The sequence below is a fragment of the Microbulbifer hainanensis genome, assembly GCF_014904735.1.
In the GTDB taxonomy this organism is placed as follows: Bacteria; Pseudomonadota; Gammaproteobacteria; order Pseudomonadales; family Cellvibrionaceae; genus Microbulbifer; species Microbulbifer hainanensis.
This window is the reverse complement of record NZ_JACZCR010000031.1, coordinates 250,474-267,804: the sequence shown is the minus strand read 5'-3', so window position 1 is coordinate 267,804 and position 17,331 is coordinate 250,474. Positions and strand designations below refer to the sequence as shown.

General features: G+C 49.5%; 21 protein-coding genes. 20 read left to right on the top strand and 1 reads right to left on the bottom strand.

Annotated features, from left to right (window positions below):
* Positions 1-133: 133 nt before the first annotated feature.
* From IG168_RS13250 to cyoD, 20 genes are all read left to right on the top strand, one after another.
* Positions 134-982 carry a S1 family peptidase gene (locus IG168_RS13250; protein WP_226876947.1) on the top strand — a complete coding sequence of 283 codons (849 nt, stop codon included), beginning with the start codon at positions 134-136 and terminating at the stop codon, positions 980-982.
* 50 nt (positions 983-1,032) lie between these two features.
* Positions 1,033-1,740: a hypothetical protein gene (locus IG168_RS13245; RefSeq protein ID WP_193164874.1), complete on the top strand. Its 708-nt coding sequence runs from the start codon at positions 1,033-1,035 to the stop codon at positions 1,738-1,740.
* Positions 1,741-1,797: 57 nt separating this feature from the next.
* A complete protein-coding gene (locus tag IG168_RS13240) occupies positions 1,798-2,262 on the top strand; it encodes a hypothetical protein (protein WP_193164873.1) in 465 nt (154 codons plus the stop codon).
* Positions 2,263-2,369: 107 nt separating this feature from the next.
* Positions 2,370-2,798 (top strand): hypothetical protein, encoded by a 429-nt coding sequence (locus IG168_RS13235; protein WP_226876946.1) that lies wholly within the window; start codon positions 2,370-2,372, stop codon positions 2,796-2,798.
* 81 nt (positions 2,799-2,879) lie between these two features.
* On the top strand, positions 2,880-3,677 hold the full coding sequence (locus IG168_RS13230) for an MBL fold metallo-hydrolase (RefSeq protein ID WP_193164872.1): 798 nt from the start codon (positions 2,880-2,882) through the stop codon (positions 3,675-3,677).
* A gap of 44 nt (positions 3,678-3,721) precedes the next feature.
* Entirely contained in the window at positions 3,722-4,021 is a 300-nt protein-coding gene (locus IG168_RS13225; RefSeq protein ID WP_193164871.1) for a hypothetical protein, read from the top strand.
* A 248-nt stretch (positions 4,022-4,269) separates the two neighbouring features.
* Positions 4,270-5,163, top strand: coding sequence for a TolB-like translocation protein (locus IG168_RS13220; RefSeq protein WP_193164870.1), 894 nt, complete (start codon positions 4,270-4,272; stop codon positions 5,161-5,163).
* A 120-nt stretch (positions 5,164-5,283) separates the two neighbouring features.
* Positions 5,284-6,168 (top strand): TolB family protein, encoded by an 885-nt coding sequence (locus tag IG168_RS13215; RefSeq protein WP_193164869.1) that lies wholly within the window; start codon positions 5,284-5,286, stop codon positions 6,166-6,168.
* A 1,585-nt stretch (positions 6,169-7,753) separates the two neighbouring features.
* On the top strand, positions 7,754-8,047 hold the full coding sequence (locus tag IG168_RS13210; protein WP_193164868.1) for a hypothetical protein: 294 nt from the start codon (positions 7,754-7,756) through the stop codon (positions 8,045-8,047).
* 255 nt (positions 8,048-8,302) lie between these two features.
* The gene (locus tag IG168_RS13205) at positions 8,303-9,115 is read left to right on the top strand and encodes a CPBP family intramembrane glutamic endopeptidase (protein WP_193164867.1); all 813 of its coding nucleotides are present in this window, start codon (positions 8,303-8,305) and stop codon (positions 9,113-9,115) included.
* A 20-nt stretch (positions 9,116-9,135) separates the two neighbouring features.
* Positions 9,136-9,573 carry a DUF6326 family protein gene (locus IG168_RS13200; RefSeq protein ID WP_193164866.1) on the top strand — a complete coding sequence of 146 codons (438 nt, stop codon included), beginning with the start codon at positions 9,136-9,138 and terminating at the stop codon, positions 9,571-9,573.
* A 94-nt stretch (positions 9,574-9,667) separates the two neighbouring features.
* Complete coding sequence (locus IG168_RS13195; protein ID WP_193164865.1) at positions 9,668-10,036, top strand: nuclear transport factor 2-like protein; 369 nt, start codon at positions 9,668-9,670, stop codon at positions 10,034-10,036.
* 149 nt (positions 10,037-10,185) lie between these two features.
* Positions 10,186-10,755 (top strand): YdeI/OmpD-associated family protein, encoded by a 570-nt coding sequence (locus IG168_RS13190; RefSeq protein WP_193164864.1) that lies wholly within the window; start codon positions 10,186-10,188, stop codon positions 10,753-10,755.
* Positions 10,756-10,851: 96 nt separating this feature from the next.
* Positions 10,852-11,067 (top strand): hypothetical protein, encoded by a 216-nt coding sequence (locus IG168_RS13185; RefSeq protein ID WP_193164863.1) that lies wholly within the window; start codon positions 10,852-10,854, stop codon positions 11,065-11,067.
* Positions 11,068-11,275: 208 nt separating this feature from the next.
* Entirely contained in the window at positions 11,276-11,881 is a 606-nt protein-coding gene (locus IG168_RS13180; protein WP_193164862.1) for a pyridoxamine 5'-phosphate oxidase family protein, read from the top strand.
* Positions 11,882-12,151: 270 nt separating this feature from the next.
* Positions 12,152-12,679 carry an alpha/beta hydrolase gene (locus IG168_RS13175; RefSeq protein ID WP_226876945.1) on the top strand — a complete coding sequence of 176 codons (528 nt, stop codon included), beginning with the start codon at positions 12,152-12,154 and terminating at the stop codon, positions 12,677-12,679.
* 240 nt (positions 12,680-12,919) lie between these two features.
* Positions 12,920-13,723, top strand: coding sequence for a ubiquinol oxidase subunit II (gene cyoA / locus IG168_RS13170; protein ID WP_193164861.1), 804 nt, complete (start codon positions 12,920-12,922; stop codon positions 13,721-13,723).
* 3 nt (positions 13,724-13,726) lie between these two features.
* Positions 13,727-15,721 (top strand): cytochrome o ubiquinol oxidase subunit I, encoded by a 1,995-nt coding sequence (gene cyoB, locus IG168_RS13165; RefSeq protein ID WP_226876944.1) that lies wholly within the window; start codon positions 13,727-13,729, stop codon positions 15,719-15,721.
* Entirely contained in the window at positions 15,718-16,320 is a 603-nt protein-coding gene (cyoC, locus tag IG168_RS13160) for a cytochrome o ubiquinol oxidase subunit III (protein WP_226876943.1), read from the top strand. Before cyoB ends, cyoC begins: the two co-directional genes overlap by 4 nt.
* Entirely contained in the window at positions 16,317-16,634 is a 318-nt protein-coding gene (gene cyoD / locus IG168_RS13155; RefSeq protein ID WP_193164860.1) for a cytochrome o ubiquinol oxidase subunit IV, read from the top strand. Before cyoC ends, cyoD begins: the two co-directional genes overlap by 4 nt.
* Positions 16,635-16,816: 182 nt before the next feature.
* Here cyoD and IG168_RS13150 read toward each other — a convergent pair whose 3' ends face one another.
* Positions 16,817-17,212 carry a glycine zipper family protein gene (locus IG168_RS13150; RefSeq protein ID WP_193164859.1) on the bottom strand — a complete coding sequence of 132 codons (396 nt, stop codon included), beginning with the start codon at positions 17,210-17,212 and terminating at the stop codon, positions 16,817-16,819.
* Positions 17,213-17,331: the final 119 nt, after the last annotated feature.

Here is a 17,331-nt window from a genome sequence, read left to right as displayed (position 1 = left end):
CGTAGGCACTCTACACTGGGTTACATAAGCCCAGATGAGTATGAGCGCAAATGCGCATAGTTAGAGCGTCTACTTTTTGTGGGTAAGACCACTCCCGCACAAAATTTGCGAATACATGAAGGATATCAACGGTATGAAGCATATAAAGGAATATCTGTTCTTGGCCCTGTTCGCCGTATCATCAACAGCCAGCGCTATTATCATTCGTGATGACATTGCGGATGAGAAGTATCAAATTCCGGCTTCTGCACTACCAGCATTGGCCGATTTTCCAGGCGAAGGGCACGGTGCTCTGATCTCTCCTAAATGGGTTGTTACAGCCGCGCATGTAGTTCATATGCAGCATATCCAAGAGATTATGATTAACGGCTTGCCTCGTAAAGTTGAATCCGTAGTTGTTCATCCTGGATTCAAGATGACACCTGCGACTCTTGTTAAAGAGGCGTTAGCCTCAGGAGACGGCTCTAAGTTAGCGGAGTTTCTCGCGTCGTCCGACGACATTGCGCTTATTAAGTTGAAAGCACCTGTTACTGATGTCAAACCAATCTCCCTTTATCGTGGCAGCAACGAAATTGGCAGAACTGTCCAGCTAATCGGCAAGGGTGCCACCGGCAATGGCAATGAGGGGGTGGAACCTCACAGTCCACATCGCACCACCTTACGCAGAGCCTTCAACGTCATTTCTAGTGTTTATACGCGCTGGATTTCCTACACGTTTGATTCTCCAAAATCTGCCATTCCACTAGAAGGCATGGCGGGTGACGGTGATAGCGGAAGTCCCGTCCTTATCATGGAAGAACGGCAATGGCAGCTTGCTGGCCTTGTTTCTTGGGATTCCATTCAAAGAGATTTACGCACGTATCGCGGAGTGCGTTACGGTGATGGCGGAAATAATGTTCGCATTTCTCATTACATAGCGTGGATCGAAAGCAGCATATCTTCCGAGGAACAGAAGCAGAATCTGGAGCCGACGGGAGGCTGAACAAGCGCTGCAAGGGCGTTAGCGAATTTCGAAATAATTAGGTTGTTAATATGGACGAACAAGATTTAGCACGAGAAATCCTCGAGCTTAAGAAATCCCAGCAACGCCTTACTATTTATTGCGTTGTGGCTATTCTCTTGGCCTTATCAGGGGTTCTGATGGGATGGGAATCCGTCCGTAATACCGTATTTGATACGATTGACGTTCAAAGGATCAATATCAAAGAGCCCGATGGCACGATCCGTTTAACGATTTCTAATCGTACACTTTTTCCAGGTGTCTTCATCAAAAACAAGGAAGTCAAGCATCCGCGACCAATGGCCGGGATGTTGTTCTTCAACGATGAGGGCACCGAGAATGGTGGGCTGATCTTCAATGGCTCACTCCGCAATGATGGAAAGCCTTCCAGCGGATTGAGCTTAACTTTCGATAGATACCAGCAAGACCAACAACTGCAGTTGCTTGGTGTTGATGAGGGCGGCAAACATTTTGCTGGACTCACCTTTAACGATGTAGTAGACGGTATAGAGCGCCCTGTTTTCTCAGAGGAGGATACACGCCTTTCTGAGCAGGGAGATTATCCGATCACTAAGCGTGTATTCCTTGGCAAGTCTGCGTCCAAAGACTCAGTGCTACGGCTCCTTGATGGTCACGGAAAATCTAGGCTTGAATTGAAAGTTACACCGGAAGGTCAGGCAGAGATAGTTTTCCTTGACCAAAAGGGCAATCCTTCAAGGACTATCTCGGGAGCACGTTAACAAGTCGCTGCTCTCTAAATTTTCCGCAGAACGCGACGTTATTTATATGGAACGATAATGAAAAATTTATATTTCTTGGTGTTAGTTTTTGTGTCGCTAATTAGCTCTTCAGCTTATTCTGAGGAGTTACACATAAAATCGAACAAAGTTGACGTTAAGCTCCTGAGCGATCCAGATAGTTGGACTTATGAGATATTAATGAATGGTGAATCCGCCCTAAAGGACGATGGTCAAATTTTGAGCTTTATGTTTAACAAAAGCAACGATTCATACTTTTGGGGAGATAAAGAGTATCTAATTATTCAGATAACTACTGGCGGTAGTGGCTGTCCTGCATTTTTCAGAATTCTAGATCCCAATAAAGAGAAGAATAGCCTTACTGAAGAGTTTGGAACCTGCAGTGATACTCCAAACATTTCAGAAAGCGAGAATGGTCTAATTCTCTCATTTCCTACTCGTGAACCAAATATCAATCGGGTATGGAGGTACGAAAATGGAGTGTTGAGTGAAAAGTCTACATAACAATCGCAGGAAAAATGCTCCAGCCCTACGGGCTTCCACGGAACGGCCTACGCTGCACGCCGGCGGCCCCTGCTGCGGGCGTTATGTTTTCGCAGAGATTTGAGAGTATGGCGAGAATAATATTGATCTCAATATTAATGGCACTGGCTGGCACAAACGTACTCTTGGACTTTCTGCGTCATGCTTCTATTTCAGAAGTTCATTCAAATGTAGTCGTTTCTGCTTTAGTCGCTGGTTTCGCCACAGGCCTTCCAGCTGGTATAACGTTTCTAATATCAGCGAAAACTCGTTTTACAATTTCTGGTATCAATATCTATCGTATGGCATCTGATTTTGTGCTTGGGTTGGGGTTGCTCGCTTGGTTCTATTTGCTATTTGTACGTGAGAGACCAGAGTACTATGAGGGTGCATCGCACATGTACGTTGCAACATGGCCCGTATTGCTTGGCACAATTGCAATAGTTTTATATTTAAGCTGCCTGTTGGCTCAAGGAACGTACCAGGCAATCAAACATAACAAGGTGCTGCAGTCGTAGCGCTGGGACCTCCGTTCCGCTGAGCTTCACTACGGCGCCTAAGCACGGCGTTACATACCCTAAATAAAGGGATTCACCGAGATGCCATTTAGAGTATTAATAGTCATTTACTTGTCACTCTTAAGCGATTTTTCTCTGTCTGCTGGAGTTGATACGAAGAAAATTTCTAAACAGATGTATCTTCTAAAAGGGCAAAATTACAACACCAATATCGGTTTGATTTCAACAGACGAAGGGCTTGTTTTAATTGACCCAATGCCGGGCAAAGGTCAATTAGACGAACTCAATAAAACTGTTCAAGCAATTTATAAAAAACCAATTGCCTTTATTTTAAATACACATGAACACACCGATCATTCGGGAGGGAATGAATTTTTCACTGATCGCGGATCTAAGCTTATAAGAAATAATTTTGATATTGCTGGCCTCCTAAAATTTAAAGTGACGTCTCATTCTCAAAATGACTTAATCTATTATCATGTAGAAAGTAACAGCATTTTTGTTGGAGATGTATTTGACAGCAGTTGGCACCCTACTTTTTATGCAGGAGGACTTAATGGCTTTAATATGGCCGTTGATACTATTCTAAGCATAGGAAATGAGGATAGCCTAATAATACCCGGGCATGGTAATCCCACGAATAAGGTCGCATTGCGAGATTTCAAAAAGAACACAGTTGAGTGGTTTGAGAAGGTAATGGTATTCCATCGAGAAGGAAAAAGTGTACAAAAGATAATGGAAGCCCCAGAGATTGACGAGATAGTGAAAAGATTTAATCTTTCCCTACCTAAAAAAGCGCTTAGGAGGTTTATAGAAAGAACAATTTCATTAATTGAGCGGGACAATGACATGCAACAAACTAATACAGCTGACCGCTAACCTATCGTCTGATTAGGGCGTTATGAGTTTGCGCAGGTAGAAATATGAAAAGGACCAGCGTAGTAACTTTCACTTTTTTTGCAGGTTTTGCATTCTACTTGGCATTAAAAGGCCCGATAAAGTACGAAGCCATCGGCGAGATCTCTGGAGTAGAGTTTGAGTGTGCGAAAGGTTTAGTCCATGTAACATTGGACAATCCAATAGAGCGAAAAATTTTGCATAAAGTAAAAATTTCCAAGGTTGATACTGGGCAATTACTTGCTAAAGCATATTTTCCTATTGGCATCCCATATGCTGAAATTTGGGTATCAAAAAACTGTGATGGTGCTCGTAGGTGGCGTTGAGCGAGATTCACTCATAACAATCTCAGGCAGTTTGCTCCGAGCCTCCTAGCCTCCTAGCCTCCTAGCCTCCTAGCCTCCTAGCCTCCTAGCTTTCGGGGCTCCGCGGGACATCTTACCTTGTGCACCTAATAGGTTGATTATTAGCCGTCATCACTAAATCAGATAACAGTCACAGGAACATCAGGTATTTTAAAGCCTGCTTGGTTAAGTTGGATACTTGTTCAACTGTATTCAAATAAGGAGAAATTGTGAAGCATATTTGTATTTCAGTTACTCTGCTGCTTTCCGTACTCACTATTAGTAGCGATAGTTATAGTCAAGATGAATTTCCAATCCTTGAAGGCCCTTATATTGGGCAGAATCCGCCAGCCTTGACCGCTGAACCCTTTGCACCCGGCATTGTTAATACACAAGATTGGGGGGATGCTGGTCGTTTTTCCCCAGACATGAATGAATTTTATGTCATCCGATGGCGCGTGAGTAACGGAAAAAGAGAAACAGAATCTGTCACTTTTAAAAAAGTGGACAACAGATGGCATGAGATAGCGGCTCCGAATAGAGCTCGCATACCTTTCTACTCGCCAGACGGAAAGACCCTATATTTTGGCGCCAAATATAGGGAGCGCACCGAGACAGGCTGGTCAGAGATGAAAAGCCTGGGCTCTGCTTTTGAAGAAATACGCATTATGGGCCTTACTGCCTCCCGCAACGGCACCTTGGTTCTGGACGAGGTGGGCGGGCCGGACGGCGACGGCGTCATCCGCTATTCCCGGCTTATTGATGGCAAACGCGAAGCGCCCAAACCGCTCCCTAGAGAGATTAACACCGGCAGGTGGAATGCCCATCCGTTCATCGCACCAGACGAGTCCTACATTATGTGGAATGGTGAAAGAGAGAGCGGATATGGCGATTCCGACCTCTATATCAGCTTTCGTCAGCCAGATGGCTCCTGGGGTGAAGCGATTAACCTGGGGAACGAAGTAAACACAGAAGCTGAAGAAGGAGGCCCACAAGTCACCCCTGACGGCAAATATCTCATCTTCAATAGAATGGTGCCGCGAGCAGGCGGCGATGGCGAGCCTCAATCAGACTTGTACTGGATCGATGCGCAGATTATCGAGGACCTCATGCCCAGGAAGTGAACCATATAACAATCGCAGCAGGATCGACGCCAAAAGGCGGCGCGCCTTCTTCGGGCGTTAATAGAAATTCAATTCAAGGTAAAAGTAGAGCTTTTGTTAACTTAAAAGTAGGAATAAATTATGAAAGGTATTTGTATTTCGACCATTCTTATACTTTCTTTTCTAACTATGAGTAGCAACAGTTTTAGTAAAGATAAGATTGAAACCCTTAAAGGCCCCTATCTTGGCCAAAAGGTACCCGGATCAGTGCCCGAGATTTTCGCTCCCGGTATTGTTAATACAAAAGAGCACCGTGAAATTGAAGGCATGTTTGCCCCAGGTATGAATGCCTTCTATTTCGTTAGGGGTAATGAAATAAATGATTCTTATACATTGACTGTTATTGAATATAAAAATGGCCTATGGCATGAGTCTGTTGCCAAAACGGGAGTGAGTGAGCCATCAATTTCTACCGATGGGAATACCATCTATTCTCAAAAACAATATATGGAGCGCACCAGTGCGGGATGGTCGGAGCTAAAAAGCCTCAGTGAACCTTTCGAAGATATCGCCATTATGCGACTTTCCTCGTCTTCCAGCGGCACTTATTATTTTGATACCTATACCAAAAAGTTGGATACCCCTCTGCGTTATTCACGTTTGATAGATGGGAAATATGAACAACCAAAGTCGCTGGGCCAGCAGTTTGCCATTGGTAAGTACAATGCCCACCCCTTCATTGCACCTGATGAATCTTACATAGTCTGGGACAGTGTGAGGCAAGGTGGTCATGGCTCATCTGACCTCTATATCAGCTTTAGAGCGGTCGATGGCTCGTGGGGCCCCGCCATCAACATGGACGATAAGATAAATACTGACAGCGCCGAGAACTATGCGAGTGTTTCACCCGATGGAAAGTTTCTCTTCTTTGATAGACGTGATGATGAACGTATAAACGGCAAAAAGAGACACGTAGATATCTACTGGGTAGATGCTCAGATTATAGATGAGCTCAGGCCAGAATAGTGAGCGTATAGCAATCGACATCGCAGTAGTCGCTGCTTACCACCGCACGGTTCCAAGTGTCCAGCGGCGAAGCCAGAGCATCTGTATGGCCATCAGCTGCGTATTGCACTGCTTGGACAGGTGATTCCGCAGATTGTCGACGTGATACTACCGATGAGTCAGCACCAGCCACTACAGATCGCCGCCCCGGACGACTACAAGCCGTTGACCTGTTGGCATCCAGCTAATGACTGCCGAGAGCAGTTCCTGGCCCGCCCGGCGGCCAGCTGGGGTTTCGCGGAATCGGGGAGAAGCGCTGGCAGGCGTTGATTGATGCGGGCTTACTGCCAGATCTGGTCGCCTGGCTGGATATACCCATCGCATCCCTCACACAGCTGCCCGGTATCGGCGCCACACGCGCGCAGAACCTCCAGCGCAATTCCGCGCGGCTCGCGCACGCGGCTTTTGCAATTGGATGACAGGACTGGTTATGCCGGTGGCTTCGCATCTGCCGGTCGAACTTTGATAAGGCGAGGATTATTCCAGCTTGTCTGCGCATACAGCACAAGAGCGGCAACAGCTACCGGATATTGGGCGCGGCCGTGCGCAGGCGATTATCGTTTTTTTACACAATGCGATGTGCTGCCCCTGTGCCGTCAGTCGGCTACTTATGGTGTAAATTGCTTTTAACACGGGTCAGGATATCCGTCTCCCGGGCGCCCGTATAGCCGTAAAGTCATTTTCAGAATTTGCGTAACATTGCATCCGCTTCTTGCCGTCGCCAGCCCGGTAAGCCCGCTGTCGAATCCTCCAGGCACAATTCGTACATATCCAGTAACAGGCCACTGCTGCGCGAGAATAAGCGGCAAGTTTTGTATAACATTTATACGGCCAGCGGAATGTGACCAGATCAAGAGGCCAATTTCGGCGGTGGGACCGATATCTCAAAGGAAATCGCGTAGATTCCAGAATTACACGGTATTTCAGAAGCTTAGCAATTAGCTGCGAATGTGAGATAGTGGTCGTCACGACCACATTTTGCAATGTGCTACTCGTAAGCCAAATTGGCTGAGGCCTTGACGACGCAAGGGATTACGAACATTCTGGCGCCATATTCATCTTTGAATATGTCCCAAGGTGATAACGCGTGACGACCACTATATCACTGTTAAATGTCATGGCTGTGATCATGAATAAGAAGGTACTTGCTTTCAGCCTTTTCGTATTTGTTCTCAGTGTGTGCGGCTACATACTCCCAGGCAAAAATGGTTCTACTGAAGCTATGTAATCGTCGCCTAAAAGGAAACTCCTATGATCGGCTGCTAGCTTTGGCAGGCGAACCGTCATATGTCACTGATGCCACGGAAGGGCCAGAGCGAGGTTTTAAAAAGTCTCAAGAACAAAGAATTTCTGGGTGCGTTAAAGAAGCCTGGTACGAGAACGCGCTGAAGCCACCCAGAAAATATGCGTTTTGTTTCAGTGCAGACGGTAAGCTTGCACATAAGTACCACTGGTTATCATGGTGAAACATTTAACAAATCCAGACAGGATCGCGCAACCCCTTCGGGCCCCTGCTGGAGGCCTTAGCCATCTAAGGAAATTGGATATGAAAGCAAAAGGATTTTTAACCCTAAGTCTTATTTTGAGTTTTCCCGTATTTTCTGCATGCAGTTCTTTTAAGGAACAAATTGTTAATTCGCAAGCAATGACTGACCACCTTCAAATTATCAGTGCAGGCCATACAGGGTGTATGCCGAAAGATAATGTGATAGAAATTATTCATATCGGAAATAATAACGAAGGTATTTGGACTGCCAGTTGCCAAGGCAAACGGTACCTTTGCTCCTCAGCTGGAGGTCTAGAGGGACAATCTAACAGCTGTGCTCCTGCGGTGAAGTAGCAGTGGCTAACAAGGCGAGATTCCGTTCCGGTCCTGCGGGCCAGCGGCCTCCACCGGAAAGCTTACTTTGTGCATTTAAAGCACCCAATGCAAGCTGCCGCTGCTCGCAGCGTTATTTTTCATTTTCAAGAACTGTGAAGTGCCAACTTAGTGACTAGTTCATACCGTCTTATACTTATTTTTCTGGGTTTGACTGCATGCCTATACCCCCTAGGCTTGTGGCTGCTTGTTAGGCTGCAAAGCCCAAGTCCGCTGATGTTCACAGTCGGGCTTGCTGCGATCGGCGCCTGTCTTTTATGCCGACGCTGTCTCGGATCGCTGGGCTGGGGCTGGGGAACTTGGAAATATCAATGGATTAGTTATCTAATTCCGTTGGCTTACAGCCTAATCGCTTATGCTGCTATTTGGGGGCTTGGTCTGGGAAATTGGTACGATCAGAGCTTCGTTGAGGCGTTGCGCAGTGGATATCAAGTCGACCATTGGACAGACGGCGCAATCATTGCATTTCGCTTCGCTGTAACGGCCACAGTGAGCTTCGCGCTCATATTGCCCGGCGTTCTAGGAGAGGAAATCGGGTGGCGTGGATTGCTCGTGCCGGAGCTTTCCATGAGACTCAGTTTTTCGCAAGTATCCCTAATAAGCGGGTTGATTTGGGCCGTCTGGCACTGGCCTATCATGCTCTTGGGGTTCTACAAAAATCCAGAGGTTCCCATTGCCTATCAGATAACGTGCTTCTCGTTGTGCATTTTGTCTATGTCGGTTGTGATGACCTATATCCGCTACCAAACAGGCAGCCTGTGGCCCGCAGTTGTTTTCCACATGAGTCACAACGCCTTCTTACAGAAGTTCTTCACACCCATCACAGGGAGTACTTCAAATTCAGCTTGGTTTGTAGACGAGTTTGGAATTGTTCTGCCTTTAGTGGTCGGTATCATCGCAGTGTTTTTCTGGAGAAAAGGAGCCCGCAAGTTTGATAGGACTAAAACAAAACCAGGCCATGCTGACGAATGGGTTCGCGCCAAACACGCACCTGCCGCCGCAGATAGCAACTTTATGCGGATTAACTAACTTTACAAAGGAGTCTTAGGATGACAGTCAAAGACAAAGGGATGATTTTGTCCACATTATGGATATTTGTCACGCTGAACTATTTATACTGTGATGTTTTGTCACTAATGTCCCCCGAAATGCTGAACTCGCTAATTTCGACCGGCGGAGTAGACGGAATGACTATGGACGAACCAACGTTATTGGGCGCTGCCGTACTATTAGAGATTCCCATTTTATTGGTATTGCTTTCCAGGATTTTGAAGCATAAAGCTAACCGACTGGCAAATATTATTGGCGGTTCAATTATGACGCTTGTAATGGCTGGAACGCTACTTATGGGAGGAAGCCTCCATTACATTTTCTTTGCCATCATAGAAATTGCGACCACATCATTTATTGTTTGGTTTTCCTGGACTTGGACTGAACCAGAAGCTGCAGAGAGTCTAGCAAAGAATGGCGCCCACACAGCGGCGTAACTCGGCAATGCAGAAGACAGCCAACTTTTTGCACTTTTTGCGTAAGGTAAGCTACCGCTGTCGGCAATGCTAGTTGCAACCAGGAGTCTCGCGCATGGTTGAGATATTTGGAAGTAGAGATTGCGGAAACTCTCCCAAGAACAAATTCATTGAAAAAATTGGTATTGCTCTAGAGGTCGGAGATCCTGAGTTTTTTGGTGAGGTTCTATCTGAGGGGGTGGTCTGGGAGCTTGATGATGGAAGTGTAGCTGAGGGAGAGTATATTTCCAGGCGCATAAAGCAAATTAAAAATGGCATTACTTCTATAAATATTGATCACGTAACGTCACATGGAAAAGTTGGCTCTATAAATGGATACGTTCGTGACAGAAAAGGAAAGAAAACTCACTTTTGCCACGTTATAGAATTTACAAGCGTGAAATGTAGCAAAATCAATAGAGTGTGCAGCTACGGCAAGTCCTAGGTAATGATACAACTAACAAGGTGTAACAGCCGATACCTTACTTTATGCGACTTTTACACGGTCGCTACACTCTCATTTTCGCGAAAAAGACACACAAAGCAAGCTGCTTCTGCGAACGACGTTAGGCCTCACACGTGTACAGGTATGATATGAACGACGCCAAAATCACGTTCGCCAATCAGGAGGGCTGGGAAGCATGGCTTAGCTCAAATGGAGAGGTTGTCAGCGGAGTTTGGCTTCGCATAGCGAAAAAATCTGCGAAGCAGACAACCCTTACTTATGCTCAGGCTCTTGAAACCGCCATTTGTTATGGCTGGATAGATGGCAAAAAGCAAGCAGAAGGTGAGCACTATTGGCTTCAGCGGTTCACCCCTAGAACTACTAAAAGCATTTGGTCAAAGATTAACAAGGCAAAAGCTGAAGCGTTGATATCAGCCGGAAGGATGCGCCCAACTGGACTTCGAGAAATCAATCGTGCTAAGCAGGATGGGCGCTGGGAAGCCGCTTATTCATCTGCGAGCACGTCAACGGTACCTTATGATTTACAGGAAGCTCTAAACAGAAATCCGAAGGCAAAGCGATTCTTCGATACCCTCAATAGAAAAAACCAGTACGCAATTCTGTTCAGGATCCAGAATGCAAAAAGGGCCGAAACGCGTGCAAAGAAAATATCTCAATTTATTGATATGCTAAACAATAGCGAAAAAATCCATCCATAACTTAAACGGTCCTAACAGGGTACTGCAGATGAGCGTTATCCCGCTTTGCTGCCTATCAGAGGTTGAGTTTTAGCGTCAAATGCCAAAGGAAAACACATGAGTGAGGAAGTCTTAGAGGACAGAATTTCAGAACTAGAAATGAAATATGAGCAGTTAGAGCAGAGCTGCTACATACTGTTCGCCATACTGGTGGGAATTTTTGCACACCAAGGGTGGCATAATTGGTTTATTACAATCTTTGCTGCGGCTGCTAGCTATGTTGTTGGCTGGAAATATGTTGCTGAGAAGCCTTTCACAAACGACATTGGCTAAAGGCGTTATGTTGAACAGATCGAGATTATGAGTCTTAAAAGGATTGGAACGCTACGGATCCGGCGACGGACAAACTAAGCAACCGCAGTTGTCCTTGTAATATTAAGCAACCATACGAAGATTGCTCCGAGCCTTTGACTCCAACTCTGTTCAATAAACGCACAAAGCAAACCGGCCTTGCTGGTGCCGCAAGCAACAAAGGAAAGTCATGTACATTGAATCAGAAGAAAACCTTAGAGAGCTATATGGCTTTCCAAAAGGCAGAGCCAAAGATAAGCAACTAAATGCTTTAGAAAAACATGCGATCAATTTCATTGAGCACTCCCCATTCGCTTTAATTTCGACATATGGAAAGTCTGGATTGGCGGATTGCTCTCCTCGAGGGGGAAGCCCGGGTTTTGCAAAAGTCATAAATCCTGGCTGTATCGTGATACCAGATGCAAAAGGCAATAATCGGCTAGATAGCCTGATAAATATAATTCACACTGGCAATATCGGTTGTCTTTTCCTGATTCCAGGTGTGGACGAGACATTAAGGATAAATGGCGTTGCTAGAATATCCACGGATTCGAACCACCTGAGCCTTTTTACACCAGAAAGAAACCCTCCAAAAACCTGCATAGAGTTAACGGTCAAAGAGGTATTTTTGCACTGTGCCAAGGCGCTAATGCGTTCTAAGCTTTGGGACCCGGAATGTCGCATAACTCGATCATCGTTTCCCACTATGGGGGCAATGATCAACGACCAGCTTGCACTCAATGAAGTACCGGAATCACAGGAAGATATGATCGAACGGTATAAAAATGAACTTTAGAGAGTTAGCTGCTAGCGACGATGATCGAGCGGGTAACACCCTTCGTTTCACCTCAAATTCTAACCGCCGGAAAAATGAGCTCCATCTTGTTATGAGCGGAAGGAACATGCCATTGAACAGATTGTTTCTTAGCGTAGTTTTATTCATTTTATCGCCAATTGTCTTTTCCGCCCAAATCTATTCGAACCTACCATTAAAAATAGATCCGGAGCAGAATTACGTATTCTATTCCCATGGGCGCATCGTGGAGGGCGACGATGAGAGGCCAGTGTGGAGGGCGACGATGAGAGGCCAGTACACCCCAAATTGGGTGTATACGACTTTCCAGCGGTAAAGAATAAGCTCAGTGACGAGTCATATAATCTTATTGCATACCATCGCAGCAAAAACACCAACCCATTTGAATATGCAAGGAAACTGGCTAGCGACGTCAACACTCTAATAGATGCTGGCGTCCCGCCCAGGCATATTGCGCTTGTCGGATTTTCGAAGGGTGGCGTGATTACAATCATCACCTCAAATGAGTTAAGAAACAGAGAGATAAATTTTGCCATTTTGGCAGGTTGTGCCGGCCCAGTGGCAAGCAACAAAGAAATTCGGCTTTACGGCAATATTCTCTCCATTTTTGAAACATCAGACCAAGTTGGCTCGTGCGATTTTCTGCATGAGCGCAGCAATGCAGCGACAAGCTTCACCGAACTATCCATAACGACTGACAAAGAGCATGGCGCTTTTTATCTGCCCAGAGATGAGTGGGTCATGCCGCTAAAGCAGTGGTTGACGGAAGTTCTCAGATAGCCATTCGCAGCTGAGGGATAACAGCCTGCGGCATGCGCAGGCGCGGCAGCGACTGAGACGCTGGCGCGCCCATCCACCGAGTCCGCCCCCTGGGCGCGAACCACTGGTTCGTCCCTCTTATATCTGTCCAACTTGAATAGCGAGAATAAAAACCGGAGGCGCCCTACCGCCAATTGCGGCAAAAACGTCTTTACTAGGCTGGAGTAAGCCAATTAAGGGATTGCCTGAGCGAATTTGCCAATGGATGCCTGCAACCTGATTCGCGCGCCCATTCTGCACCCCGCTGGCCCCGTGGCACTGGCCGAGCGCGACCTGCTATTCACGGCGGTTTTCGTCATGCTGGTCGTGGTTGTCCCCGTCTTCGTGATGACCTTCCTGTTTGCCTGGCGCTATCGCGCCTCGGGTGGCCGGGGGCGCTACACACCCAACTGGTACTATTCCGGCAAAGTGGACGCGATCATCTGGTTGGTACCCGCATTGATCGTGGTGGTCCTGGGATACCTGTTGTGGACCGAAACCCACAAACTGGATCCCTACCGGCAACTGGTTTCCGGCACCGAGCCCCTCGAGGTGGAAGCGATCGCGCAGGACTGGAAGTGGTTGTTTATATACCCCGAGCTGGGCGTCGCGTCGGTCAATGAGCTGGTTTTTCCCAGCAACCGCTCGCTCAGTCTGAAAATCACCTCCGACACGGTGATGAACTCTTTCTTCATTCCCGCCCTTGGTGGGCAGATCTACGCCATGGCGGGCATGCAGACGCGCCTGCACCTGCTCGCCGACAAACCCGGCTGTTTTCGCGGCCGGAATATGCAGTACAGCGGTCACGGGTTTCCCGAGCAACGTTTCGCGGTGCGGGCACTGGCCAAGGAGGAATTCGACGCCTGGCTGTCCAGAGCCAGGAAATCACCAGAAAAACTCGACATGGCTGCCTATCGGGCGCTCGCCGCACCCAGTGTCGACCACCCTGTCAGCTATTATTCCGGGGTCGCTCCGCGGCTGTATGACAGCATTATCGAGAAATATGCCGGCAAACATCCGGAATAAGTTATGGATATGCGGATTCTGGGAAGGCTGACCGCCGCAGATGCCCTGCCCTTTTACAGCTGGGTCGCCGTTGGCGGCGCAGTCGTCACAGTGCTCGGTCTGTTGACCATCGTCGGCGCAATCACCTTTCTGCGCAAATGGCGCTACGTGTGGACCGAGTGGATGACGAGCCTGGACCACAAGCGTATCGGCATCATGTACGTGATGCTTGCCCTGGTGATGCTGGTGCGCGGCTTTGTCGATGCCATCATGATGCGCGCCCAGCAGGCGGTTGCGCTCAACTCCACCGGCTACCTGCCGCCGGAGCATTTCGACCAGATTTTCAGTTCCCACGGCACCATTATGATTTTCTTTATGGCGATGCCGTTCCTGACCGGACTGATCAATATTATCGTCCCCCAGCAGATAGGCGCACGCGACGTTGCCTTCCCCTTTATGAATTCCGTCAGCCTGTGGCTGACCGCCGCCGGTGCCGGCCTGGTGCTGATATCCCTGGTGGTCGGCCGGTTTTCCACCGCGGGATGGACCGGCTATCCGCCCTACTCGGGTGCGGAGTACAACCCCGGTGTGGGTGTGGACTACTGGATCTGGGCAATTCAGGTCAGCGGTATCGGCACCACCCTCTCGGGCATCAACTTTATCGTCACCATACTCAAGCGGCGCGCACCGGGCATGAAATTGATGCGTATGCCGCTCTTCTGCTGGACCACGCTGGCTACCAGCATCCTGATGATCTTCGCTTTTCCGGCCCTGACAGTGACCACCGCCCTGTTGGCCCTGGACCGCATTTTCGACATGCACTTTTTCACCAATGCGGGCGGCGGCAACTTGATGAATTACATCAATCTGTTCTGGATCTGGGGGCACCCGGAAGTCTATATCCTGATTCTGCCGGCCTTTGGCATCTATTCCAGCGTGGTCTCCACTTTTGCGGCCAAGCGCCTGTTCGGCTACAAATCCCTGGTGTACGCCACTATGGCGATTGCGCTGTTGTCATTTACCGTCTGGCTGCACCATTTCTTCACCATGGGGGCCGGCGCCGGGGTCAATGCCTTTTTCGGTATCGCGACCATGGTGATTGCCGTGCCCACCGGGGTGAAAGTCTTTGACTGGCTGATGACCCTGTTCCGCGGGCGCATCACCTTCCATCCATCGATGCTGTGGGCCCTCGGTTTTATCGTCACCTTCGTGATCGGCGGCATGACCGGCGTGCTACTGGCGCTGCCGCCGGCGGACTACCTGATGCACAACTCCACCTTCCTGGTGGCGCACTTCCACAATATGCTGATTCCTGGCGCGCTGTTCGGCTACCTGGCCGGCTATATGTTCTGGTTTCCCAAGGCCTTTGGTTTCACCCTGGACGAGCGCTGGGGCAAGGGCGCCTTCTGGTGCTGGATTATCGGCTTTTACCTGGCGTTTATGCCGCTCTACGTGCTGGGATTTATGGGCATGGCACGGCGTATGGAACGCTATGAAATCTCCGCCTGGCAGCCATTCCTCTTGATCGCAGCCCTCGGCGCGGTGGTCATACTGGCCGGCATTACCTGCCTGGTTATCCAGCTGGTTGTCAGTATTCGCAAGCGGAATGAGAAACGTGACCTGACCGGTGATCCCTGGGACGGGCGCACTCTGGAGTGGCTGACGTCTTCCCCGCCAGCCCCCTATAACTTCGCCGTCCTGCCGCAGGTGCGGGATATCGACGCCCTGCACGATATGAAGCGGCACGGTTCTGTCTACGTCAGGCCCAAGCAGTATGAAGACATTCTGCTACCCATAAATACCGGCGCCGGTGTACTGATTGGGGGGCTCGCCTTTGTATTCGGCTTTTCCGCCGTATGGCATATCTGGTGGGTGGCGGCCGCCGCACTGCTGGCAATATTGGCCACGGCCGCCGCGCGAAGCTTTCGCGACAAAACGGAATTCTGCCTCACCGGCAGCAAGGTACAGGAAATCGAAAACCGGCATTTCAGGGATCTGGCCAGGGAGGGCGTCCTTTGAGCCCCGTCGGCGATGACACCGCCCTGCTCCCGCACGACGAGGCCTATGACGAGCGGGCCTTCGGTTTCTGGCTCTACCTGATGAGCGACGCGATCATCTTCGCACTGCTATTCGCCACCTACCAGATCATGGCGGGCGACATTGCGGGCGGGCCGCAAGGCAGCGACCTGTTCAGCCTGCCCCACACTTTCGGCGAGACCCTGCTACTACTGACCAGCAGCCTCACCTTCGGCCTGGCCTCCCTGGCACTGGACGCCGGCAATCGTCGACGGGTACTGGCCTGGCTGGGAGTAACTTTCGTATTGGGGCTGGGTTTCCTGGCAATGGAAATTCACGAGTTCCACGGCATGATCACCCGTGGCGCGGGGCCGGATCGCAGCGGATTCCTGTCCGCTTTTTTCACCCTGGTCAGCACTCACGGGCTGCACGTGAGCGCTGGGCTGGTCTTTATCCTGGTGATGACTGTCCAGGTCGTCGTGAAGGGGCTGAGCAGGCCGGTAAGTTCACGGCTGGAGCGGCTCGGGCTCTTCTGGCATTTCCTGGATATTGTGTGGATCGGGATTTTTTCCGTTGTCTATCTGCCGGGCATACTGCGATGAAACGCGCCAAGGCGGCTGGTGGCCGCACGCTCGGCTCTTACCTCACCGGCTATGTGCTGGCGCTGGTACTGACCGCGGTTCCCTTCGGCATCGCGGCCACCGGCGCGCTGTCCATGCAGAGCGCATTGATAGCGATCGGTGCTAGCGCAATTGTCCAGGTGCTGGTTCACCTGCGCTACTTCCTGCACCTGGGACTGCGCTCTACACCGCAGGAGCGCCTGTTGGCCATTGCTTTCACCGCCGTTCTCATCCTGATCATGATCGGCGGCAGCCTGTGGATCATGCTCAATCTTTACTACCGGATGTGGGCCTGACGAGTCCGCGCTGGCGGCCTCCCATTCCCTCTCAGCTCCCCGGTCATGACGTCGATTGACACTCAGTTATCCTTTTTCAGGCAAAAAAAAGCCGGGGGGATTCCCCAGCTCAAACTAAGTCCTGTGAGATTGCCGAATATCAACAGGCAGTTGGAACTTTGACACCCGCATTCTTAAAAAGATCAATTTAATACGCGATATCCGCGACCACGCAGACAGTTTCTGACGATGACATTCGCCTCGGCATTGGCGCTTCCAACGCCGGAGATACCGCCCATTAAAGCACCGGCACCCGCACCGGCAGCAGCCGCTCGGCTGGTATCACCGACAATTGCCCCCAGTGCACCACCGAGCAACGCTCCGCCGGCTGCGCGGGTTACGCCCCGGCGGCCCTGATCATTACGGGCAGCGACGGCCATTCCGTTGCATTGCGCCAGGTCCACCTGATACTGACGCATATCGACACCCGCGGTATCGATGACAATGCCACCAGCACCCGGAACCTGCTCCGGCTGCGTCGCGCAACCGACAGTGACAGCGGTACAGAGTCCTACTACCGCAGCGAATCCGTACTTCATGCCAAACACCTCTAGTCTCTTCGCAAAATCGCTACACCGGACAATCGCTGGCGCAGAGGCATCTAATCTACCTCGGCCAAATGTCGTCTGGTTCCTCCTTAGGTTTAGCTGCTCGTAGA

Coding starts and splice junctions, on each gene's coding strand:
- IG168_RS13195 (WP_193164865.1), top strand. CDS start 9,668: ATGGTTGAGATATTTGGAAGTAGAGATTGCGGAAACTCTCCCAAGAAC.
- cyoB (WP_226876944.1), top strand. CDS start 13,727: ATGGATATGCGGATTCTGGGAAGGCTGACCGCCGCAGATGCCCTGCCC.
- IG168_RS13245 (WP_193164874.1), top strand. CDS start 1,033: ATGGACGAACAAGATTTAGCACGAGAAATCCTCGAGCTTAAGAAATCC.
- IG168_RS13185 (WP_193164863.1), top strand. CDS start 10,852: ATGAGTGAGGAAGTCTTAGAGGACAGAATTTCAGAACTAGAAATGAAA.
- cyoA (WP_193164861.1), top strand. CDS start 12,920: ATGGATGCCTGCAACCTGATTCGCGCGCCCATTCTGCACCCCGCTGGC.
- IG168_RS13205 (WP_193164867.1), top strand. CDS start 8,303: ATGTTCACAGTCGGGCTTGCTGCGATCGGCGCCTGTCTTTTATGCCGA.
- IG168_RS13210 (WP_193164868.1), top strand. CDS start 7,754: ATGAAAGCAAAAGGATTTTTAACCCTAAGTCTTATTTTGAGTTTTCCC.
- IG168_RS13150 (WP_193164859.1), bottom strand. CDS start 17,212: ATGAAGTACGGATTCGCTGCGGTAGTAGGACTCTGTACCGCTGTCACT.
- IG168_RS13215 (WP_193164869.1), top strand. CDS start 5,284: ATGAAAGGTATTTGTATTTCGACCATTCTTATACTTTCTTTTCTAACT.
- cyoD (WP_193164860.1), top strand. CDS start 16,317: ATGAAACGCGCCAAGGCGGCTGGTGGCCGCACGCTCGGCTCTTACCTC.
- IG168_RS13190 (WP_193164864.1), top strand. CDS start 10,186: ATGAACGACGCCAAAATCACGTTCGCCAATCAGGAGGGCTGGGAAGCA.
- IG168_RS13250 (WP_226876947.1), top strand. CDS start 134: ATGAAGCATATAAAGGAATATCTGTTCTTGGCCCTGTTCGCCGTATCA.
- IG168_RS13235 (WP_226876946.1), top strand. CDS start 2,370: ATGGCGAGAATAATATTGATCTCAATATTAATGGCACTGGCTGGCACA.
- IG168_RS13230 (WP_193164872.1), top strand. CDS start 2,880: ATGCCATTTAGAGTATTAATAGTCATTTACTTGTCACTCTTAAGCGAT.
- IG168_RS13200 (WP_193164866.1), top strand. CDS start 9,136: ATGACAGTCAAAGACAAAGGGATGATTTTGTCCACATTATGGATATTT.
- IG168_RS13225 (WP_193164871.1), top strand. CDS start 3,722: ATGAAAAGGACCAGCGTAGTAACTTTCACTTTTTTTGCAGGTTTTGCA.
- IG168_RS13180 (WP_193164862.1), top strand. CDS start 11,276: ATGTACATTGAATCAGAAGAAAACCTTAGAGAGCTATATGGCTTTCCA.
- IG168_RS13240 (WP_193164873.1), top strand. CDS start 1,798: ATGAAAAATTTATATTTCTTGGTGTTAGTTTTTGTGTCGCTAATTAGC.